The following is an 18,737-nucleotide window of genomic DNA, read 5'->3' on the forward strand; positions in this document are numbered from 1 at the left end:
GTTTCCTCTTGTCCAGTGCGCGGTCGAGGTTGATCGCCGCGCTGATGAGTGCGAAGTGGGTAAAGACCTGCGGAAAGTTTCCAACCTGGTCGCCGGTGGCATTGACCTGTTCGGCGTAGAGACCGACGTGGTTTGGCGTAGGTGAACATCTTCTCGAGCGCCAACTGCGCGTCCCGCAGCCGACCCGCGCGGGTCAGGGCCTCGACGTACCAGAAGGAGCACAGCGAGCGCCGAGGACGCTCGGCGAGTCGAAGCGGGGTGCGCAGAACCAGTCGATGGTGCCATCGGTGCCGACCAGGGCGCAGGTCCGCAGGTCCGCAGGTCAGGCCGCGATCGGCGATCGCCGGCCAGTCGTCAGTCATCGGGCAGCCGCCACCCTCGTGGTCCTGCCAAGGCGATCGCCTCGTCGGGGCCCCACGACCCGCGAGCGTATGACAGCGTCGGCGGTGGCGCGTCGAGCACCGGCTGACAGATCTGCCACAGCCGGTCCACCTCGTCGGCGCGGGTGAAGAGCGTCTGGTCGCCACGAATCACGTCGAGCAGGAGCCGCTCATAGGCCTCCAGCGGAACGTCGTCGGGATCTTCGGCGCCGACGTCCAGATGAAAGGTCAACGGCATCAACTCCATTCGCGGTCCCGGTCGCTTCGCCACGAGGCTGACGCCGAACTCGGGGGTGTCGCTCAACTCGATCGTCAGCTGGTTCGGCCCGTAATCTCCGTCACCGAAGCGGCCCATCGGTGGGGTGCGAAATGTCAGCGTGACGGTGCGCCGATTGGCGGCGAGCGCCTTGCCGGTGCGCAAGTGGAAGGGGACGCCCTGCCACCGCTCGGTGTCGACGAAGGCTTCCAGCGCCACGAACGTCTCGACGGTGGAGTCGTCGGCGACGCCGTCCTCGTCGCGGTACCCGTCGTACTGGCCGAAGACCACCCGCTCGGGGTCCAGCGGCCTCATGGCGGCGAACACCTTGGCCTTCTCGTTGCGCAGGGACTGCTCGTCGAGGTGGACCGGCGGCTCCATCGCCACGAAGCCGAGGACCTGGCACAGGTGGGTGGAGATCATGTCGCGGAAACAGCCCGTCGACTCGTAGAAGGCGCCGCGGCCCTCCGCGGTCAGATCCTCCGGGACGTCGATCTGCACCGACACCACATGGTCCCGGTGCCATGCGGGTTCGATCAAGCCGTTGGCGAAGCGCAGCGCCAGGATGTTCTGCACCGCTTCCTTGCCCAGGAAGTGGTCGATGCGGTAGACCTGCTGCTCGCTGATCACGTCCTTCAGCGCGGCGTCGAGTTCGCGTGAGGAGTCGAGGTCGGTGCCGAACGGCTTCTCCACGACGACGCGAGCATCGGCGGTGAGATCCTCGCGACCCAGCATGCCGATCATCGGCTGCATCGCCGTGGGCGGTACCGACAGATAGATCAGCGTCCGTGTCTCGTCGCCGAGGCGCTCGCGTGCTTCCTTGACCGCAGCGGCCAGGTCGGTGCCGTCGTCGGCGTCGGACGCCTGAAAGGACAGTCGTCCGATGAGATCGGCTAGCACGCCGTCGTCGATGTCGGACACGGAGTCGCGCAGGCCCTCTTCGACGTGAGTGCGGAATTCCTCGTCGGAGCCCGGCGAATGTCGACCCGAGCCGATGATGGCGTAGTCGTCGGGCAGGCGCGCCGCAGCGGCCAGCCGGTACAGGCCGGGGAAGAGCTTTCGCTTGGCCAGGTCACCGGTCGCGCCGAACAGCACGAAGACGTGCGGCGCGAGTTGCTCGTCGACAGACGGAGAAGTCACGAGCCTTTATCTTCCCGGAACGGGCGGTGGCCTAACCGTCAAGACATCACGGTCAGAAGACTTCGACCCCTTGGACCGCGACGAACATGCCGTGTCGAGTGCCGTCATTGGTGAAGCGGGTGCCGTCCTCGGTCGCCACGATGGTCCACCCCTCCGCAGAGTAGGTGCGGTAGTCGAGGGTGACGACTGGGATGTCGCCGAGGTTGCCGAGGACCCACTCCAGACGCCCCGGTGCGGTGACCCGTACTCCGTTGGCGGGCAAGCCGTTGACTACCGGTGCATTGGCGAACTGTGCCTCGCAGCCCACTTCCGCGGCGCTGATCTGGCATCGCGTCTTGCCCGACTTCGTCTCGATGAAGACGTAGCCGTTTTGCGGCGGGAGCGCCTCACCGGGAGGCGGTGCGGCGGTCGCGGGCGGCGTCGGCGTGGGGCTGGGGGACGGCGGTGTCGTCGAAGTGGTGCGCGACGGCCGCGACGTGGGGAAGGTCGGTTCGGTCGGGTTCTGTGCGTTGGGTTGCGGGGTTCCCGGAATCGTGGACTGGCAGCCCGCGAGGAGAACACCTGACGCCAGCAAGCTCCCCGCCATCAGCTGCGCCTTCATCGACTCCAAGGCTACGCAGACAGTGACGGAAGTTACTGCAGTGACTCACCGTGGTCCGGTCGTGGATACCCTTTGAAACTCGGTATCACCGGTGATATCGCGTTCAGTCGAACAGGTCGGGTTGCTCCCTGGTGATCTTGGCGAACAGCGGCTGGAAGCTGAACCAGCCCGCGAAGTGGCTACCGACTTGACCGCGGGTGAGCGCGGCCATCTCCGCGTCGATGAGGACCGGGGTGCCCGCCGCCTCGGCCATCAGCTGCGCCTGACAGGACCGCTCCATCGTGATGAACCACCATGCGGCCTCCTCCACCGAGTGGCCGACGGTGAGCAGTCCATGGTTGCGCAGGATGGCGGCCTTGCGGTCACCGAGCGCGTGCGCGATGCGCTTGCCCTCCTCGAGGTCGAGGACGACGCCCGAGTAGGCGTCGAACAAGGCATGGTCGTCGTAGAACGCGCAGGCGTCCTGGGTGATCGGGTCGAGCAGCTTGCCCAGCGTCGACCACGTCTTCCCGTACACCGAGTGTGAGTGGGCGGCGCCGATCACGTCTGGACGGGCCGCATGCACCTGCGAGTGGATGGCGAACGCCGCCTGGTTCACCGGCCTGTCCCCGTGCACGATCTCGCCGTCGTGTCGCACCAGCAGGAGGTCGCTGACGCGGATGTGGCCGAAGTGCATGCCGAACGGGTTCACCCAGAAGTGGTCGGTCAACTCGGGGTCGCGGGCGGTGATGTGTCCGGCCACGCCCTCGTCGAACCCGAATCGGCTGAACAGTCGGAAGGCCGCGGCGAGATTCTGCTTGCGGTGCAGCCGCTCCTCCTCGCCCGTGCGGTCCGTGCGGGGGAGCAGCGCGGCAACGTTCCCGCCTGCGAGCTTCTTGGCGTCTTCGACTCCGGTGTCGACCATGGCGATCCCTTCGACCAACGCCGGTCGTTCGGCCGGCCTGCGGCGTACTCGATGGTACGTGCGGTTGCCGGGGTTGGCGGATCTGCTTGCATGGGGGAGTGGCGGCGGCGACGCGCAGGCTTCGCCGATCGCGCTGGCGCCGCTGGGCGTGCCATCGGTCTGCGTGCACGGCACCGCGGACACCTTGCTGCCGATCAGCCAGTCGGAGTGCTTCTGTGTAGCGGCCCGCGCGGCGGGCGACCCCGCCGATCTGCGGACGTTCGACGGAGACCACTTCGACCCGATCACCGTCGGCACCACGGCGTGGGGCATCTGCATCGACGGACTTCGCAGGCTCACTGGCGGATGACGTACACCAGGCCCTCCCCCGGGGATTGGATGGGGAGGGCCTGGTGGGTTCGTGGGGTCCGCAGTGGTTAGCGGACGTTGAGGTGGGCGATGTAGGCGGGGCCGTGGTTGTCGTGCCAGCCGGGCTTGGCGGTGGGGGCGGGCTTGGCGTAGGTGCCGGGGCTGTAGGAGTAGCCGGGGCCCTGGGGTGCGGTGGAGGTGGTGGTGGCGTTGGCGATGCTTGCCAGTCCGAGGGCGGCGCCGCAAAAGATGGCGGGCACGGCGAGGAAGCGAGCGAAGTTGCGGACGGTGGCGTTCATGGTGACGGATCCTTTTGTCTGAGTGAGGTTTTCGGTTGTCCGGCCGGTGTGTTCCGGCGATGAGACAACTATGTCTCAGCCCGGTCGCGGTGTCTGTCGGGTGACCGGTGGAGCGTGGGGTGGAAACCGTTGTCCACCGATCGGGGGAACGTCGGGCAGGGCATCTGCTTGCATGGGCGGACGGCATCAGCGCAGTGCAGTCGTAGGACCGCCCTCGGCATCGCCGGGGGCCTGGCGGCGATGGCGGCCGGATGCTCATTTAGTACGCCGAACTCTCGCTGACGACGGGATCGGTGCGCGCACCCGTGGTCGTCATCCACGGCGGCTACTGGTCGTCGAGCTACGGCGCCGAGCTCGGTCGGCCGCTGGCCGCCGACCTGGTAAGTCGGGGCTTTGCGGCGCTGAACGTCGAGTACCGCAGGGTGGGTGACGGAGGGGGCTGGCTGCAGACGGGCCAGGACGTGGCCGCCGGGGTCGACGCCTTGCAGGGATCGATCGACCAATCTCGACGTGAACAGGGTTGGTGCCCTTCGTTATTCGCCGGGTGGTCAGCTAGCCGGCTGGCTCGGGGCGCGTCGCGGTGGCGCCGTACCGTTGACTGGCGCGGTATTTCAAGCGGGCGTCCTGGACTGGTCCGACGAGGACCGCGACGGCCGATCGAGGACCAATGGCTCTGTCGTCCGCAGACATCATCCCGAAAGCTGTTGGCACACAGTGTTTGGAGGTCGATCCTGCCGGACGTTATGGTCGAAGCAGAGGTCATCAAGAACGCGTCCAGCTCGACCTCCCTGGCGAGGGATTGACCAACAACCAGAACGCCGGGCGCGCACCCGCGACTCGGAGAACTTCACGGGAAGGCCGTTCAGCAAGGACGAGAGGTGCTGGTTCAGGCTATCGCCGTGGCAGGTACCGCGATCGGCAAGGCGTTCGTGACGGGAACACCATGCCGATTCGATCGACTTGACGACGCAGGACCCGCGCTAGTGCTCCCGTTGTGCACCCCCGATTCGGTTTTTGGCGTGGTCATCGCGCTGCGCCACCCCTTCTCAGCCCTTCCCCATTGCTACGATTCCGTGACGACGTCGGCCGGGCTAGGGACCGAAGACCCCTATACGACTGCCCCGGCCCTGCCGGGGCAGAGGGTGGGACCTCATGCGACGGCTCATCTTCGGTTTGTCATGGCGCTGGTGACGTTTTCCAGAATCTCGGGAAGCTTCAGGAACGGGGTGATGATGTCGACGGGCAAGGGGAACACCACGGTCGAGTTCTGGTCCGCGCCGAGTTCCAACAGTGTCTGGAGGTAACGCAGCTGCAGCGATGCCGGGTTCTTCGACAGCGTCTCGGCGGCCTGGCGCAGCTCTTCGGAGGCTTGAAGTTCTCCGTGCGCATTGATGACCTTCGCGCGGCAACGTCGCGCCACGTTCCTGGGGTGTCCTTCACCGGGATCGTCCACCCCGGGCTGATGGGAACTGCGCCGTCCGCGGAGTTGCTGGCCAAATGGAATGCCCGCGAAGGTGCGCTTATCGCGACCGACCCCGACCGAGTGCCACCGTTGGCGCTGCCGCCGCTGCCCCAGGATGCTGTCCTGGGCAGCCTCAGCGGGGATGCCTTCACCCGCGCCGCCGCAGAGGCGGCCCGCACCGCACCTCCTCGGGAGAACGGTGGTAATCAGGACATCAAGGACCTCACGAAGGGCACCCGGGTGTTCTACCCGGTCTTCGTCGACGGAGCGAACCTGTCCGTGGGTGACCTGCATTTCTCCCAGGGCGACGGCGAGATCACCTTCTGCGGCGCGATTGAGATGGGCGGCTTCATAGACCTGCACGTTGATCTCATCAAGGGTGGCATGGAAACCTACGGCGTCTCGGAGAACGCCATCTTCATGCCCGGCAATGTCGAGCCCCAGTACAGCGAATGGCCCGCCTTTTCCGGCACGTCGGTGACTCTGGACGGCGAGCAACGGTATCTCGATTCACACCTGTCGTACCAGCGAGCCTGCCTGCACGCCATCGACTACCTCACCAAATTCGGCTAAAGCCCCGAACAGGGTTAACATGATCCTGGGCGCAGCCACCATTGAAGGACGACTCTCCGGGGTCGTGGACATCCCGAACTCGTGCTCGACGGTGTATCTGCCGACTGCGATATTCGCGATCGATGTCCGCCCGTCTGCGAACGGTCCGACTCAGGTCGCCCCGGGTATGGGCGTACCGAGGGCGAGTTTCTGAGTCGTCTGCAGTTCTGATCGGGGCTGGGCGCCCGCCCGACGCTGGTGGCGCCCAGCCCGCTCGAAAGGATATGCAAGGTTCCCGCAGGAGCCTTTCAAGGCCTAGTTCGAGTTGAGCTGGAAGACGCGCTCGGCGTTGCCGCCCAGGAAGAGTGCAGTCGTCTCGGCGTCGAGGCCTAGTTCGTCGAGCCGCTGCAGGCAGCGGGACGCCGACAGCATTGGCCAGTTCGTTCCAAACAGCACCCGGCTACGTCCGCGACCGCGCAGGTAATCGATGAGTGTGGGCGGTAGCCGGTGCAGTGCGTAGGCGGAGGTGTCGACATGGAAGTTGGGGTACTTCATCGCCAGCGAGATCACTTCATCGATCCACGGATAGCCGACGTGGCCGCCAACCACCACCAGGTCCGGGAACTCCAGCAGAACCGTGTCCAGGTAGGGGATCGGCCGACCGGGTTCGGACGGGCACAACGGGCCGGTGTGCCCGATCTGGGTGCAGAACGGGATGCCCAACTCCACGCAGGTTGCGTAGAGCGGGTAGTAGCGGCGGTCGTCGGGGGGAAGGTTCCACAACCACGGCACGACCCGCAGTGCGCGTAAGCCGAGATCCAACACCGCGCGGCGCAGTTCGCGCACCGCGGCCACGGGATAGCGCAGATCGACCGCTGCGACGCCGGTGAAGCGATCAGGATGGGCGGCTACCAGCGCGGCAACCTCCTCATTGCCGATCAGCATCCCGGTGGGGCTCGACCACGCGTTGAGCATCGCGCGATCCACACCCGCGTCGTCCATCGCCTTCAGCGTCGCGTCGATGGGTAACGCACCGAGACCTTGCTGGCGGGTCCAGTGCAGCAGCGTGGCGAGCCATGGTTGCTCCATGAATAGTGCGTTCGGGTGCTGGGCCCAGGCATCGACGATCATCGCCATGCGAACGAAATTACTTTACATGTGTAGTAATTGTCTAGGATGGGCTCATGAGCCGCGACCAAGGACGCGCAGGACGGCGGCTCGCGTACTTCCACCTGCAGGCGGCGGCCCAGCGGGTGCGAACGATCGCCGACCAGGAATGCCTGTCACGCGCGGGGATCACTGCCGCTCAGGCCGGAGCGATGTTCGTCATCGCCCGAACCCCCGGAGCGAACCAGCGAACTCTGGCCGAAGCACTTCAGCAGCGGGAGTCTGCCATCACCGGGATGGTGGGCCGGCTGTCCGCCGCAGGATTGGTTGAACGTCGCCCGAGTCAGACCGACGGCCGAGCCTGGGAGATACGCCTGACGGCGGCCGGAGATCGCGCCTTGCGCACGCTCACCGCCGTACTCGACACGCTGAACGCGACGATCGAGGAAGCCATCGGGGCTGGCGGCGTCGACCGATTCGTCGACGGACTCGAGCAGCTGGAAGCCGTACGGCCAGCCGTCACCAGAACTGACGACGTGCCAGACACCCGCCCACCGGACCCAGAACATCGCTGAGTGGATGCTGAGTCTGCACGGTCTTGTCGGCCTCGACGATCACGGAACTGACCTGCCCGATTGCCGAGATTGACGTGACGGATGTTGAGCGGGCCGCTTGACGACAGGGAATGCGGTTTCGGCGCGGCGGATGGGACCGCTGTAGAAGTCGCCGAAGGTGTCGACGATTGTTTCTGCTGATAAATCGTCGCCATCGGCGCCCATGGTGCGATCGACGTAAGAACTGCGCATGGTCTTCGAGCGGTGCGTTGTTCAGAATGGCTGACATCGGAGCACCCAACCACTACCGTGGCGACGGTGACCGCGGGTCGAGGGGTTGGCCGTTCCATATTTCTGGCTTGGTCCGAGTGTGGTTGGGTGTTGGGATTCGGTGACCTTCCCGGTCATGGCCCCGAGGTCGATGCAAAGGAGCTAACAGATGGTGCAGTCAGGCTTTGTCGTCCACCGCGCGATGGCTGGATTGATCTGCAGTGGGGCGATCGCTGGTGCGATGCTGTTCGGTGGCGCATCGGTGGCCCTTGCTGAACCAACGCCCCCGCCCGCCCCAGCGCCGCCCCCTAATTGCACGGCGGCTGACCTCGCACAGGTTTCGGGCGGTGTCGGGACTGGGATGGGCGTCTATCTGTTCACCCACCCGGACGTCAACAACTTCTTCACCAGCCTTCGCGGGAGGCCGCAAGAGGAGATCCGCGACGAGGTCCAGAACTACATGAACGCCAACCCTCAGGTCGAGTCCGAAATCAACGGAATCCGTCAACCCCTGACCGACCTGAGGACTCGGTGCGATGTCAGCGGTGGCTTGCCTGGCTGATCTCAGCCTTTGCCGTTGGGCCGGAGCGGGCATGGCGTGTGCCAATCCGCGATCGCCAGCACATCGGGGCCATAGAGTTCAAGGGCACGCGGGTCGATTAGTGAGGAGACAAGAATCATGGGTCATCGGACTCGGTCATTGACCGCGGCTGTGATTACCGTTTTGACGCTCGGGGCCGTTCCCGGGGCCATTGTCACGATTCAGCCCGCCGGGGTGGCCAACGCCGACGTGTGCGCAAGCGCCGGCCGACGGGTTTCTGTCAGCGGCTGCGCCAACATCGCCGACGTCGTCGCACCGTACGTTCCGCCGCCGGCCTATTACGCGCCGATGCCCTACGACCCGCCGCCGCCGCCGAATGTCAGCGGTTGCGTGAGCTACAACGGCAGGTGGGTGAACGCTGCCGGGTGCAATTAAGCCTGCAATCAAGCTGAAACACCATCCCGAGCGGATGGTCGCACGCCCTCGGTTATGGCGAAGTGGCTTCTGCGACTGGTTTGTTGTTGTTCAGGCGGGTTGGGTGCGCGCGGTAGATCATTCCTGTTAGAGGATTCAGGCGATTGGGAGAGTGAAGAGCATGGGTGGGGACACGAGTAAGTCCAGGACGCATCTGCCGGTTCCGAGTGCAGAGCGAACGGGTCTGATCACCTATGACGCGAAGGATCCCGACACGTCGTATCCGCCGATCGAGCAGTTGCGTCCACCCGAGGGTGCGCCGAACGTGCTCGTCATTCTGCTGGACGATGTCGGGTTCGGTGCGGCCAGCGCATTCGGCGGGCCGTGTCAGACGCCGAACGCGGAGCGCCTGGCGGCGGATGGTTTGAAGTACAACCGCTTTCACACCACCGCGTTGTGCTCACCGACCCGGCAGGCGCTGCTAACCGGACGCAACCACCATTCGGCCGGGATGGGCGGGATCACGGAGATCGCCACCGGTGCGCCGGGGTACAACTCGATCCTGCCCAACACCATGTCGCCGATCGCGCGCACGCTGAAGCTCAACGGGTACAACACCGCACAGTTCGGCAAATGCCACGAGGTGCCGGTCTGGGAGACCAGCCCGGTCGGGCCGTTCGACGCGTGGCCCACCGGCGGCGGTGGCTTCGAGTACTTCTACGGCTTCATCGGCGGCGAGGCCAACCAGTGGTACCCGACCTTGTATGAGGGCACCAACGCGATCGAGGTGGACCGCACGCCCGAAGAGGGCTACCACTTCATGGACGACATGACCGACAAGGCGATCGCCTGGATCGGGCAGCAGAAGGCACTGGCACCGGATAAGCCGTTCTTCGCCTACTTCGCTCCCGGCGCCACCCATGCGCCGCACCATGTGCCGAAGGAATGGGCCGACAAGTACGCGGGCAAGTTCGATCAGGGCTGGGACGCGTTGCGCCAGGAAACGTTTGCGCGGCAGAAGGAACTCGGGGTGATCCCGGCGGACTGTCAGCTCACCGTCCGCCACAAGGAGATTCCGGCATGGGATGACATGCCCGAGGACCTCAAGCCGGTGCTGCGCCGCCAGATGGAGGTGTATGCGGGCTTTTTGGAGTACACCGATCACCATGTCGGGCGTCTGGTTGACAGCCTGCAGACGATCGGGGTTCTCGACGACACGCTCGTCTACTACATCGTCGGCGACAACGGTGCCTCGGCCGAAGGCACGCTGAACGGAACGTTCAATGAGATGCTGAACTTCAACGGGATGTCGGCGATCGAGACGCCGGAGTTCTTGACCGAGCGGCTCGACGCGCTCGGCGGGCCGGAGTCCTACAACCACTACGCGGTGGGCTGGGCGCACGCGATGGACACCCCGTATCAGTGGACCAAGCAGGTCGCCTCGCATTGGGGCGGCACCCGCAACGGCACGATCGTGCACTGGCCCAAGGGAATCAGCGCCACTGGTGAGATGCGGTGGCAGTTCCATCACGTCATCGATGTCGCGCCGACCATTCTGGAGGCCGCCGGACTGCCAGAGCCGATCTCGGTGAACGGTGTGCAGCAGCACCCCATCGAAGGGGTGAGCATGCTGTACTCCTTCAACGACGCCGAGGCGCCCGATCAACACGAGACACAGTATTTCGAGATGTTCGGCAACCGCGGGATCTACCACAAGGGGTGGACCGCGGTGACCCGGCACAAGACGCCATGGCTGCTCGTCGGCGAAGAGACCCCGGCCTTCGACGACGACGTGTGGGAGCTCTACGACACCACCACGGACTGGAGCCAGGCCAAGGACCTAGCGAAGGAGATGCCGGAGAAGCTGCACGATCTGCAGAGGCTGTGGCTCATCGAGGCCGTCCGGTACAACGTGTTGCCGATGGACGACGACCTCGGCAGGCGGATGAATCCCGACGTCGCCGGCCGCCCGGTGCTGATCAAGGGCAACACCCAACTGCTGTTCGGCGGCATGGGTAGGTTGTCGGAGAACTGCGTCGTCAGCGTCAAGAACAAGTCGCATGCCGTGACCGCGGCCATCGAGGTGCCGGATTCCGGCGCCGAAGGCGTGATCATCGCCCAGGGTGCGAACATCGGTGGCTGGAGCCTGTACGCGAAGGGCGGCACGCTCAAGTACTGCTACAACCTGGGCGGTGTCAAGCACTTCTACGTCGAGGCCACCAGCCCGTTGCCGGCCGGAGAGCACCAAGTCCGGATGGAGTTCGATTACACCGGCGAGGGGTTGGGCAAGGGCGGCGCCGTGACCCTATACACCGACGGCGAGAAGGTGGGCGAGGGAACTGTCGACGCCACCTTGCCGATGATCTTCTCCGCCGACGACGGCTGCGATGTCGGCCAGGACACCGGCGCGCCGGTCTCGCCCGACTACGGTCCGCGCGGCAACGCGTTCAACGGCCGGGTGAAGGGTGTACAGATCGCGATCGCCGATGCCGCCGAGGCCGACGGAAACGTGGTTGACCCTAAGGAAGCCGTCCGCATCGCGATGGCGCGCCAGTAGCCGAGCCTACTGGTTTACAAGTACCTTTCGCGCAGTATGCGTCGAGCTCGTCGAACCGGGGCACCAGGCGCATGAAGTTCAGGATCGCCGGCACGGCGCCACCGACGGAGACCCGTTCGTCGACGATCAGCGACCACATTTTCACCGGATCAAACTGTGGCATCGAGATCAGGCTGATGCCGCGCATGGCGCAGAAGATGACCGTCGTCAGTGCCGCGACGTGGAACATCGGCAGGGGCAACAGGACGCGGTCCTTGTAGTGCCCATCGACCGTCATTGCCCATGCAGTCGCCGCGGTGTGCACCGAATCATGGCTGTGTACAACGCCTTTCGGGAGTCGCTCACGGATGCTCCAATCCTGTTCGGGCCCAATCGATGTGTTCGTAGGCGCACTCGAACACCACGGCCGCCCACCGAAGAGTCGAGCCCTCGATGGCGGTGACCAGAAATGTCACGACTCCCGAAGGCGCCACGGGCCCAGCCGATTGCCCTCGAACATCACTCGGTCCGACACGGATCTCAAACGCCGCCGTCGCGTAAGTAGCACTTGCGGTCCTACTACGGTAGCATTCCGGTGTGAAGCTGAGTGTGAGTCTCTCCGACGAGGATGTCGCGGTGCTCGACGCCTATGTCGAACGGGTGGGATTGTCGTCCCGGTCCGCGGGCGTCCAGCGCGCCCTTCGCATGCTCCGCTTCCCGTCACTCGAAGACGACTACGGGAGCGCTTGGCAGGAGTGGTCGACCACTGGCGAGGAGCGGGTGTGGGACGCGACCGTAGGCGACGGACTCGGCGATGCTGCGGGGTGAGATCTGGCAGGTCGACCTTGATCCCGTGCGCGGTAGCGAAGCGAACAAGGAACGCCCCGCGGTCATTGTCAGCAACGACCGTGCCAACGCCGCCGCGACTCGTCTTGGGCGTGGCGTCATCACCGTGGTGCCCGTGACAAGCAACACCGCCAAGGTGTTCCCGTTTCAGGTGTTGTTGTCCGCCAAGACAACCGGGCTGGCGGTTGACTCGAAGGCGCAAGCCGAGCAGATCAGGTCGATCGCTGCCGAACGACTGCGCCGTCGCGTCGGCAAAATCTCGTTCGCAGAACTCGCGCAGCTCGACGATGCGCTTCGACTCCATCTCGAGGTGTGAATGCGCCTCGTAGACGCTCGGCGCACGGCATTCAGCTCGCCCAGCACCGCCGCCACCGCATCAGGCACCGCGCCGGGTCAGTGACCGCCGCTAGTTCGAAAACCCATACGCCGTCCTGAAATTCACGAGCCAAGTGTGCAGCGACTTCAACTCCCAGTCGCGTCTTGCCCACCCCGCCGAACCCGGTGAGCGTCACCAGCCGACGATCGCGGAGTGCCGCGGTGACCTCAACGAGTTCTGACTCGCGCCCGATCAGGCTGGTGGCCGCTGGTCGGAGATTGCCGGGTGACGTGTCGAGTGCCCGCAATGGTAGGAACTCCGTCGGCAAGCCCTCGGCGCGGACCTGAAACACACCGACCGGTGTCGGCAGGTCCCGCAACCGCCGCCTTCCGAGATCGAGCATATCGACTCCACTGACCAGGACCGCGGTGGAGTCAGCGAGCAGGAGTTGTCCGCCGTGGCCGACGGCCATCACTCGCGCGGCACGGTTGAGCGCGGTGCCGAAGTAGTCCCCTTCGCGGAGTTCCACCTCGCCGGTCGCGATCCCATCCGCACAGGCAGTTCGAGCGTCCGCTGGGCGGCGACCGCGGCGTCGACCGCAGCGCGCGGCGAGGCGAAGGCAGCGCACACTCCGTCGCCGGTGTGCTTGAACAGCCAACCACCATGTTCCGCAATGGCTTCACGCAACACGTGGTCATGTGCCGCCAGAGCGGTACACATCTCAGCCGCGTCGGCCTCCCACCGGCGCGTCGACCCCTCGATGTCGGTGAAGAGGAAGGTCACGACCCCCGTCGGTGGAATCACGCTGCGGGCACCTCGGCGCGGGCCTCATCGATCTGGGCGTAGGCATAGGCCACCATTTCTGCGTTGCTCATCGCTTCGCCCGCGTAGGCCAGAGCCTCATAGGCCGAGTCGCCGAGGACTTCGCGCAGGTGGACGATCGAAGTAGTGAGCTCGGGTACCGCCGCCGTGGTGAAGGGATTGATGGCGAATCCGGCGATGGTGGCTGCCGGTTCGTGGTGGCCGAGCCGATCGAGCACGGTGGACAAGATGGCCAGTGGGCTGCAGACCGTGGTGGTGTTGCCTGAGTCGTGGAGGTTGCGGATAGCGAGCGCGACGTAATCGAACGCGGCTGTCGGGTCAACGGATTTGGCCTCGAGTGTGGCCAGGCAGATCGCCAGCTGCGATTCAGTGGAGCGGTTCGCGGTGTCCCGGGCCATCTTGAGGCCCCGTTGCAAGGCGTTGCGCGAGCGCAGTGGATCGGTGCGTCGGAAGGCGAAGCCGAAAGCCAGTAGCGCGAATGTGAGGGTGTATGGATTACGGCTGGCTTCGGCGGCCTCGATCAGGCCATCCCCTGTGGCCATCGCCTCGTCCTCGGAACCGGCGACCATGAACGTGAAGATGAGGAACGAACGGGTGAGGGCGTGGGTGTCACGACCGCGAGTGAGATTGGTCCGGCACCAGTCGATGGCCCGTTCGAGTTGTCCGCTATTCATGTACGGAGTGCTCAGCAGACCCTCGGCGCCGAACGGCAGCTCGTCGCCGACACTGCCGATCAGCAGCTGGCCGGCGTCGCCGTAGCGGACGGCGTCATCGATCCGTCCGGGCAGCCAGCATTGCGACGCCATCGCGTATAGGAAGGCGAGTCGCGGATGGCTGACCGCGTGCGCGGGCTCCAGGAGTTCTTCGGCCCAGGCCACGGGTTCGTAGTTATCGATCCCGTAGCCGAGGAAAAAGGTGCCCGTCACGATTGCGACCGCAGCCGCGAGGTCGCCGCGGTTGGATACCCACCGAAACGCCGACCGAAGGTTGGCCAGCTCGATGGTGAACCACTCATAAGCCTCGCGCTGCCGGGGGCTGTCCCACAGCGCGACGATTGTGGTTTCGAGCTGCGCGAAGTGGCGAGCGTGTGCATCGCGGGCGGTGGTTTCACCGCCGCTAGTGACCAGCTGCTCGCCGGCGAACAGGCGGATCGTTTCCAGCATCGAGTAGCGGGTCCGCCCAGCTGACAGGTCGGCGACGAGCAGAGATTTGCGCACCAACGCATCGAGCAGATCCAAGGTCGTGTAGTCATCGGATCCTGCAACGGCACAGGCGCCTTGGAGGTCGAACCCGGCTGAGAACACCGAGATGCGTTCCAGCAGATCCTTTTCTGCGTCGTCGAGTTGTTCGTAGGACCACTGCACGGCGTGACGCAGTGTTTGGTGGCGCGCCGGTGCTCGCCGCGATCCGACGAGTAGCCGGAACCGTTGATCGAGACGGTCACGCACTTCCGACGCCGTCATCGATGCCATGCGTGAGGCCGCCAGTTCGATGGCGAGTGGTATTCCGTCGAGGCGGTTGCAGATCTCCACCACCGCGGTCGCCTCGCTGGCGTGGGCCAGTGACATGCGCGGCGACACGGCGCTGGCTCGTTCTACGAACAGTCGCACCGCGGCCGAGTCGCTGCCCGCGACGTCCAGCGAGGGCACCTGCCACAGCTGCTCGCCGGCGACCCTGAGCCCCTCGCGGCTGGTGGCCAAGATCTTCACCGTCGACGACTGCGCGAGGATGGCCTCGATCAGACCGGCGGCGGCGTCCAGAACGTGTTCGCAGTTATCGAACACCAACAGCCGGACCCGGCCCTCCAGCGCAGCCGCGACGCTATCGATCAGGCTCTTCCCTGGCTGCTGGGTGATGCCCAGCACCCCTGCCACGGCGTCGGGCACCGCGCCCGGATCAGTCACAGCCGCCAACTCGAAAAGCCAAACGCCGTCGGGGAATTCGTTGGCCAGGTGCTCGGCCACCTCGAGCGATAACCGCGTCTTACCGACCCCGCCCATCCCGGTCAACGTCACCAACCGATGCCCCCGCAACACCGTGACCACATCCGCGACCTCGGGCTCCCGCCCGATGAAGCTGGTTGCCGCAGGACGTAGGTTTCCCGGCGTCACGTCGAGGACCTTCAGTGGTGGGAACTTGACGCCTAGGCCGTCGGCGCGGACCTGCGATATCTCGACCGGTGTCGACACATCCCGCAGCCGCCTCGGCCCGAGGTCGATGAGATCGACATTGGTGATGTGTTTCGCCGTCGAATCGGCGAGCAGGATCTGGCCGCCGTGTCCCGCACCCATCACCCGCGCGGCGCGATTGAGCACCACACCGAAGTAGTCTTCTCCCTTGAGCTGCGCTTCTCCGGTAGCGATGCCCATCCGGACCGGGAGCTCCAATGCCCGCTGCGCGGCGACGGCGGCGTCGACCGCCGAACCCGGCGAGGCAAACGCGGCAATCACGCCGTCACCCGTGTGCTTGAACAACCGCCCGCCATGGACCTCAATCGCATTGCGAAGTACTTCGTCGTGTGCCGCAAGCGCTTTCCGCATCGCGTCGGCGTCTGCCTCCCACCGACGGGTCGATCCCTCGATGTCGGTGAACAGGAACGTCACGACCCCGGTAGGCGGATTCACGGCGCAGCCAAATCTGCGCGGGCATTGTCGATCTGGCCGTAGGCATACGCCACCATGGCGGAGGTGGCCATGGTTTCACCCTGGCGTGCGAGCGAGTCGTAGGCCGGGTCACCAAGGACCTCGCGCAGTTGAGCGATCGCGGTCTTGAACCAGGGGAACTCCGCACTGACCGGGCTGATGGCGAAGCCGACGATGGTCGCCGCCGGTTCGTAACGACCGAGCCCGTCGAGAATGGCGGCGAGTACAGCCAGCGAGGTGCGGATCAAGGTGGTGTTGCCCGCGTCGTGGTAGTTGCGGATCGCGATAGTGAGGTGGTCGAGCGCGGCAAGCGGGTCGTCGTACTCGGCCTCGACTTGGCACATAGTGCTCGCCAAGAGTGACTCGGTGTAGCGGTTGCCGCTGTCTTGAGCGATCACCAGGCCCCGGCGCATGGCGTCGAGCGCTCCGGCGGGATCGGTGTCGCTGAAGGCGAACCCGTAGACGTATAACGCGAAGGAGAGCACATGTGGGTTACCGGTGGCTTCGGCCGCGTCGATCAGACCGTCCGCAGCGGCCCTGGCATCGTCGCCGAAACCGGCCAGCATCAGTGCGTTTACGAGGGTAGCCCTGGTGAATGTGCGAGGGTCGCGACCGCGTGCGAGCTGGGCGCGACACAAATCGACCCAACGCTCGGGTTGACCTATCGTCAGGTATGCAGCGCCAAAGGCGCCTTCGAGACCGTACGGCACCTCATGGCGGTCGCTGCCGACTACCAGCTGGGCGGCGTCGGTGTAGCGGACAGCGGCTTCGATCCGTCCGGTCGTCCAGCACTGCGACACCAACACGTACAGGAACGCGAGCCGGGGATGGTCGGCGGCGCGGGCGGGCTCGATGAGCTCTTCGGCCCAGGTTATCGGCTCATACTGTTCGACCCATAGGCCCAGGAACGCTGCGTACGTCGCGATGGTCGCGGCGACATCGAGATCGCCGTGGTCGGCAGCCCACCGGAACGCCGTGCGCAGATTGGCCACCTCGACGGTGAACCACGCGTAGGCCTCCCCCTGCCGGGGACTGTCCCACAGGGCCAGGACGGCGGCTTCGCGCCCGCCGAAGTGGCGGGCATGCGCGGCCCGGGCCTCGGTCGCCGCACCGTGGGCGCCGAGTTGCTCCTCGGCGAACGCCCGGATCGTCTCCAGCATCGAAAACCGGGTGCGGCCCGATGACCGGTCGGCCACGAGCAGCGACTTGCGCACCAGGGCACCGAGCAGATCAAGGGTAGTGTACTCGTCGGGGTCGTCGAATCCTGCTACTGCGCAGGCACTTTCGAGGTCGAAACCACCGGCGAACACCGAACAGCGCTCCAGCAGCCTCTTCTCGGTGTCGTCAAGTAGTTCATAGGACCACGCGACCGCGTGACGAAGTGTCTGATGTCGCTCCAGGCCCCGCCGGGACCCGACCAATAACCGGAACCGGTGATCGAGCCGATCGCGAACCTCCACCGCGGTCATCGATGTCATCCGCGAGGCCGCCAGCTCGATGGCCAGCGGGATCCCGTCGAGTCGTCGGCAGATCTCGAGCACCGCTGCCTCGTCCGCCGTCGCCAACGAGAAGTGTTGCGCCACAGTGCGAGCGCGTTCGCCAAACAGACTCACTGCAGCGGACCCTTTGCCCGCTTCGAGGTCCAGCGACGGCACAGTCCACAATTGCTCGTCGACGACCCCCAGTCCCTCACGGCTGGTGGTCAGGATGCTCACGGTCGCCGACTGCGTGAGGATTGCCTCGATCAGATCCGCCGCCGCGTCGAGCAGGTGTTCGCAGTTGTCGAACAAGAGCAGGCGGGCTCGGCCCTCCAACGCGGCGGCAACGCTCTGGGTCAGGCTCTTGCCGGGCTGTTGGGTGATGCCCAGTACGGCGGCGACGGCATCGGGCACCGCGGCGGGATCGCTGACTGCGGCGAGCTCGAAAACCCAAACGCCGTCTAGGAATTCGTCCGCAAGCTGGTTAGCCACTTCGAGCGCCAGCCGTGTCTTACCGACGCCGCCGACCCCGGTCAGGGTGACCAGCCGATGCGTCCGCACCGAGGCAGCCAGATCCGCGACTTCGGACTCGCGCCCGACGATGCTGGTCGCTGCGGGTCGCAGGTTTCCCGGTGACGCGTCCACCGCCTTCAACGGCGGGAACTCCGTGCGTAGGCCCTCTGCTCGGACCTGAAACACCTCGACAGTGGTCGACAGGTCACGCAACCGCCGTTGCCCAAGGGAAACCAGGTCGACGCCCGCGAGCAGACCCGCGGTCGTATCTGCCAGCAGCACCTGGCCGCCGTGGCCGGCCGCCATCACCCGCGCGGCGCGATTGAGCACTGGACCGAAATAGTCGTCTCCGCGAAGCTCTGCCTCCCCGGTCGCGATGCCCATCCGGACGGGGAGCTCCAACGCCCGCTGTGAGGACACTGCAGCGTCGATCGCCGAGCGTGGCGAGGCGAACGCGGCGAGCACCCCATCTCCGGTGTGTTTGAAGAGCCACCCGCCATGGGCCTCAATGGCATGGCGCAACACCTCGTCATGGGCGGCCAACGCCGCGTGCATTCCAGGGGCGTCCGACTCCCACCGACGTGTCGATCCCTCGATGTCGGTGAAGAGGAACGTCACCACTCCAGAAGGCGCCCCCGCTGCGCACACCCCCGCAGAATGTCACAACTACCGCCCGCAAACAGCGGTTTTGCGTGCGGAACACGCTGCTGGATTCGACGCCGGACCAGCATCGATCAAAGGGTGGTGTCGGGTCGG

At 65.6% G+C, this 18,737-nt stretch carries 14 protein-coding genes and 4 pseudogenes; 8 read left to right on the forward strand and 10 right to left on the reverse strand.

Features of this window, described 5'->3' with window-relative positions; genetic code table 11:
* Positions 1-354: 354 nt before the first annotated feature.
* The 3 genes from zwf to VET27_RS17030 form a co-directional block, all read right to left on the reverse strand.
* Positions 355-1,776: a glucose-6-phosphate dehydrogenase gene (gene zwf / locus VET27_RS17020; protein WP_526520179.1), complete on the reverse strand. Its 1,422-nt coding sequence runs from the start codon at positions 1,774-1,776 to the stop codon at positions 355-357.
* Between the two features lie 52 nt (positions 1,777-1,828).
* On the reverse strand, positions 1,829-2,377 hold the full coding sequence (locus tag VET27_RS17025) for a hypothetical protein (protein WP_526520181.1): 549 nt from the start codon (positions 2,375-2,377) through the stop codon (positions 1,829-1,831).
* Positions 2,378-2,480: 103 nt separating this feature from the next.
* Complete coding sequence (locus tag VET27_RS17030) at positions 2,481-3,281, reverse strand: class II aldolase/adducin family protein (protein WP_526520183.1); 801 nt, start codon at positions 3,279-3,281, stop codon at positions 2,481-2,483.
* Between VET27_RS17030 and VET27_RS17035 the strand changes: the two genes are divergently transcribed.
* Positions 3,280-3,630: a hypothetical protein gene (locus VET27_RS17035; protein ID WP_526520185.1), complete on the forward strand. Its 351-nt coding sequence runs from the start codon at positions 3,280-3,282 to the stop codon at positions 3,628-3,630. The genes VET27_RS17030 and VET27_RS17035 overlap by 2 nt on opposite strands.
* A gap of 67 nt (positions 3,631-3,697) precedes the next feature.
* Here the strand turns inward: VET27_RS17035 and VET27_RS17040 are convergent, their stop codons facing one another.
* Together VET27_RS17040 and VET27_RS17045 are read right to left on the reverse strand one after the other, a co-directional pair.
* Positions 3,698-3,928, reverse strand: coding sequence for a hypothetical protein (locus tag VET27_RS17040; RefSeq protein ID WP_526520187.1), 231 nt, complete (start codon positions 3,926-3,928; stop codon positions 3,698-3,700).
* A gap of 1,162 nt (positions 3,929-5,090) precedes the next feature.
* Positions 5,091-5,342: pseudogene (locus VET27_RS17045) on the reverse strand (slipin family protein); the annotation flags it as partial.
* On the opposite strand from VET27_RS17045, the pseudogene VET27_RS17050 reads away from it, so the two are divergent.
* A pseudogene (locus tag VET27_RS17050) lies at positions 5,328-6,156 on the forward strand (acetamidase/formamidase family protein); the annotation flags it as partial. The pseudogenes VET27_RS17045 and VET27_RS17050 overlap by 15 nt on opposite strands.
* Positions 6,157-6,257: 101 nt before the next feature.
* On the opposite strand, the gene VET27_RS17055 reads toward VET27_RS17050, so the two are convergent.
* Positions 6,258-7,073 carry an amidohydrolase family protein gene (locus VET27_RS17055; protein ID WP_526520247.1) on the reverse strand — a complete coding sequence of 272 codons (816 nt, stop codon included), beginning with the start codon at positions 7,071-7,073 and terminating at the stop codon, positions 6,258-6,260.
* 53 nt (positions 7,074-7,126) lie between these two features.
* Between VET27_RS17055 and VET27_RS17060 the strand changes: the two genes are divergently transcribed.
* The 4 genes from VET27_RS17060 (at position 7,127) to VET27_RS17075 (ending at position 11,385) form a co-directional block, all read left to right on the forward strand.
* Entirely contained in the window at positions 7,127-7,624 is a 498-nt protein-coding gene (locus VET27_RS17060) for a MarR family winged helix-turn-helix transcriptional regulator (protein WP_526520189.1), read from the forward strand.
* A gap of 490 nt (positions 7,625-8,114) precedes the next feature.
* Positions 8,115-8,435 carry a hemophore-related protein gene (locus tag VET27_RS17065; protein WP_526520249.1) on the forward strand — a complete coding sequence of 107 codons (321 nt, stop codon included), beginning with the start codon at positions 8,115-8,117 and terminating at the stop codon, positions 8,433-8,435.
* 117 nt (positions 8,436-8,552) lie between these two features.
* Positions 8,553-8,849 (forward strand): hypothetical protein, encoded by a 297-nt coding sequence (locus VET27_RS17070; protein WP_526520191.1) that lies wholly within the window; start codon positions 8,553-8,555, stop codon positions 8,847-8,849.
* 160 nt (positions 8,850-9,009) lie between these two features.
* Positions 9,010-11,385 carry an arylsulfatase gene (locus tag VET27_RS17075; RefSeq protein ID WP_526520193.1) on the forward strand — a complete coding sequence of 792 codons (2,376 nt, stop codon included), beginning with the start codon at positions 9,010-9,012 and terminating at the stop codon, positions 11,383-11,385.
* 37 nt (positions 11,386-11,422) lie between these two features.
* On the opposite strand, the pseudogene VET27_RS17080 reads toward VET27_RS17075, so the two are convergent.
* A pseudogene (locus tag VET27_RS17080) lies at positions 11,423-11,719 on the reverse strand (AMP-binding protein); the annotation flags it as partial.
* Positions 11,720-11,961: 242 nt separating this feature from the next.
* On the opposite strand from VET27_RS17080, the gene VET27_RS17085 reads away from it, so the two are divergent.
* Positions 11,962-12,192, forward strand: a complete 231-nt coding sequence (locus VET27_RS17085) for a ribbon-helix-helix domain-containing protein (protein WP_526520195.1) — start codon at positions 11,962-11,964, stop codon at positions 12,190-12,192.
* Positions 12,179-12,526 carry a type II toxin-antitoxin system PemK/MazF family toxin gene (locus VET27_RS17090; RefSeq protein ID WP_526520197.1) on the forward strand — a complete coding sequence of 116 codons (348 nt, stop codon included), beginning with the start codon at positions 12,179-12,181 and terminating at the stop codon, positions 12,524-12,526. Before VET27_RS17085 ends, VET27_RS17090 begins: the two co-directional genes overlap by 14 nt.
* Before the next feature lie 38 nt (positions 12,527-12,564).
* Here the strand turns inward: VET27_RS17090 and VET27_RS17095 are convergent.
* The 3 genes and pseudogenes from VET27_RS17095 to VET27_RS17105 form a co-directional block, all read right to left on the reverse strand.
* Positions 12,565-13,330, reverse strand: a pseudogene (locus tag VET27_RS17095) (adenylate/guanylate cyclase domain-containing protein); the annotation flags it as partial.
* Positions 13,327-15,972: an ATP-binding protein gene (locus VET27_RS17100; protein ID WP_526520199.1), complete on the reverse strand. Its 2,646-nt coding sequence runs from the start codon at positions 15,970-15,972 to the stop codon at positions 13,327-13,329. The pseudogene VET27_RS17095 and the gene VET27_RS17100, both read right to left, overlap by 4 nt.
* Positions 15,969-18,599 (reverse strand): ATP-binding protein, encoded by a 2,631-nt coding sequence (locus VET27_RS17105; protein ID WP_526520201.1) that lies wholly within the window; start codon positions 18,597-18,599, stop codon positions 15,969-15,971. Before VET27_RS17105 ends, VET27_RS17100 begins: the two co-directional genes overlap by 4 nt.
* Positions 18,600-18,737: the final 138 nt, after the last annotated feature.

It is taken from the genome of Mycobacterium sp., assembly GCF_035633495.1.
GTDB lineage: Bacteria > Actinomycetota > Actinomycetes > Mycobacteriales > Mycobacteriaceae > Mycobacterium.

Excerpts from the sequence above, each read along its gene's own strand:
- VET27_RS17065 (WP_526520249.1), top strand. The coding sequence starts at position 8,115 with ATGCTGTTCGGTGGCGCATCGGTGGCCCTTGCTGAACCAACGCCCCCG.
- VET27_RS17075 (WP_526520193.1), top strand. The coding sequence starts at position 9,010 with ATGGGTGGGGACACGAGTAAGTCCAGGACGCATCTGCCGGTTCCGAGT.
- VET27_RS17060 (WP_526520189.1), top strand. The coding sequence starts at position 7,127 with ATGAGCCGCGACCAAGGACGCGCAGGACGGCGGCTCGCGTACTTCCAC.
- VET27_RS17070 (WP_526520191.1), top strand. The coding sequence starts at position 8,553 with ATGGGTCATCGGACTCGGTCATTGACCGCGGCTGTGATTACCGTTTTG.
- VET27_RS17040 (WP_526520187.1), bottom strand. The coding sequence starts at position 3,928 with ATGAACGCCACCGTCCGCAACTTCGCTCGCTTCCTCGCCGTGCCCGCC.
- VET27_RS17030 (WP_526520183.1), bottom strand. The coding sequence starts at position 3,281 with ATGGTCGACACCGGAGTCGAAGACGCCAAGAAGCTCGCAGGCGGGAAC.
- VET27_RS17025 (WP_526520181.1), bottom strand. The coding sequence starts at position 2,377 with ATGAAGGCGCAGCTGATGGCGGGGAGCTTGCTGGCGTCAGGTGTTCTC.
- VET27_RS17090 (WP_526520197.1), top strand. The coding sequence starts at position 12,179 with ATGCTGCGGGGTGAGATCTGGCAGGTCGACCTTGATCCCGTGCGCGGT.
- VET27_RS17055 (WP_526520247.1), bottom strand. The coding sequence starts at position 7,073 with ATGATCGTCGATGCCTGGGCCCAGCACCCGAACGCACTATTCATGGAG.
- VET27_RS17035 (WP_526520185.1), top strand. The coding sequence starts at position 3,280 with ATGGCGATCCCTTCGACCAACGCCGGTCGTTCGGCCGGCCTGCGGCGT.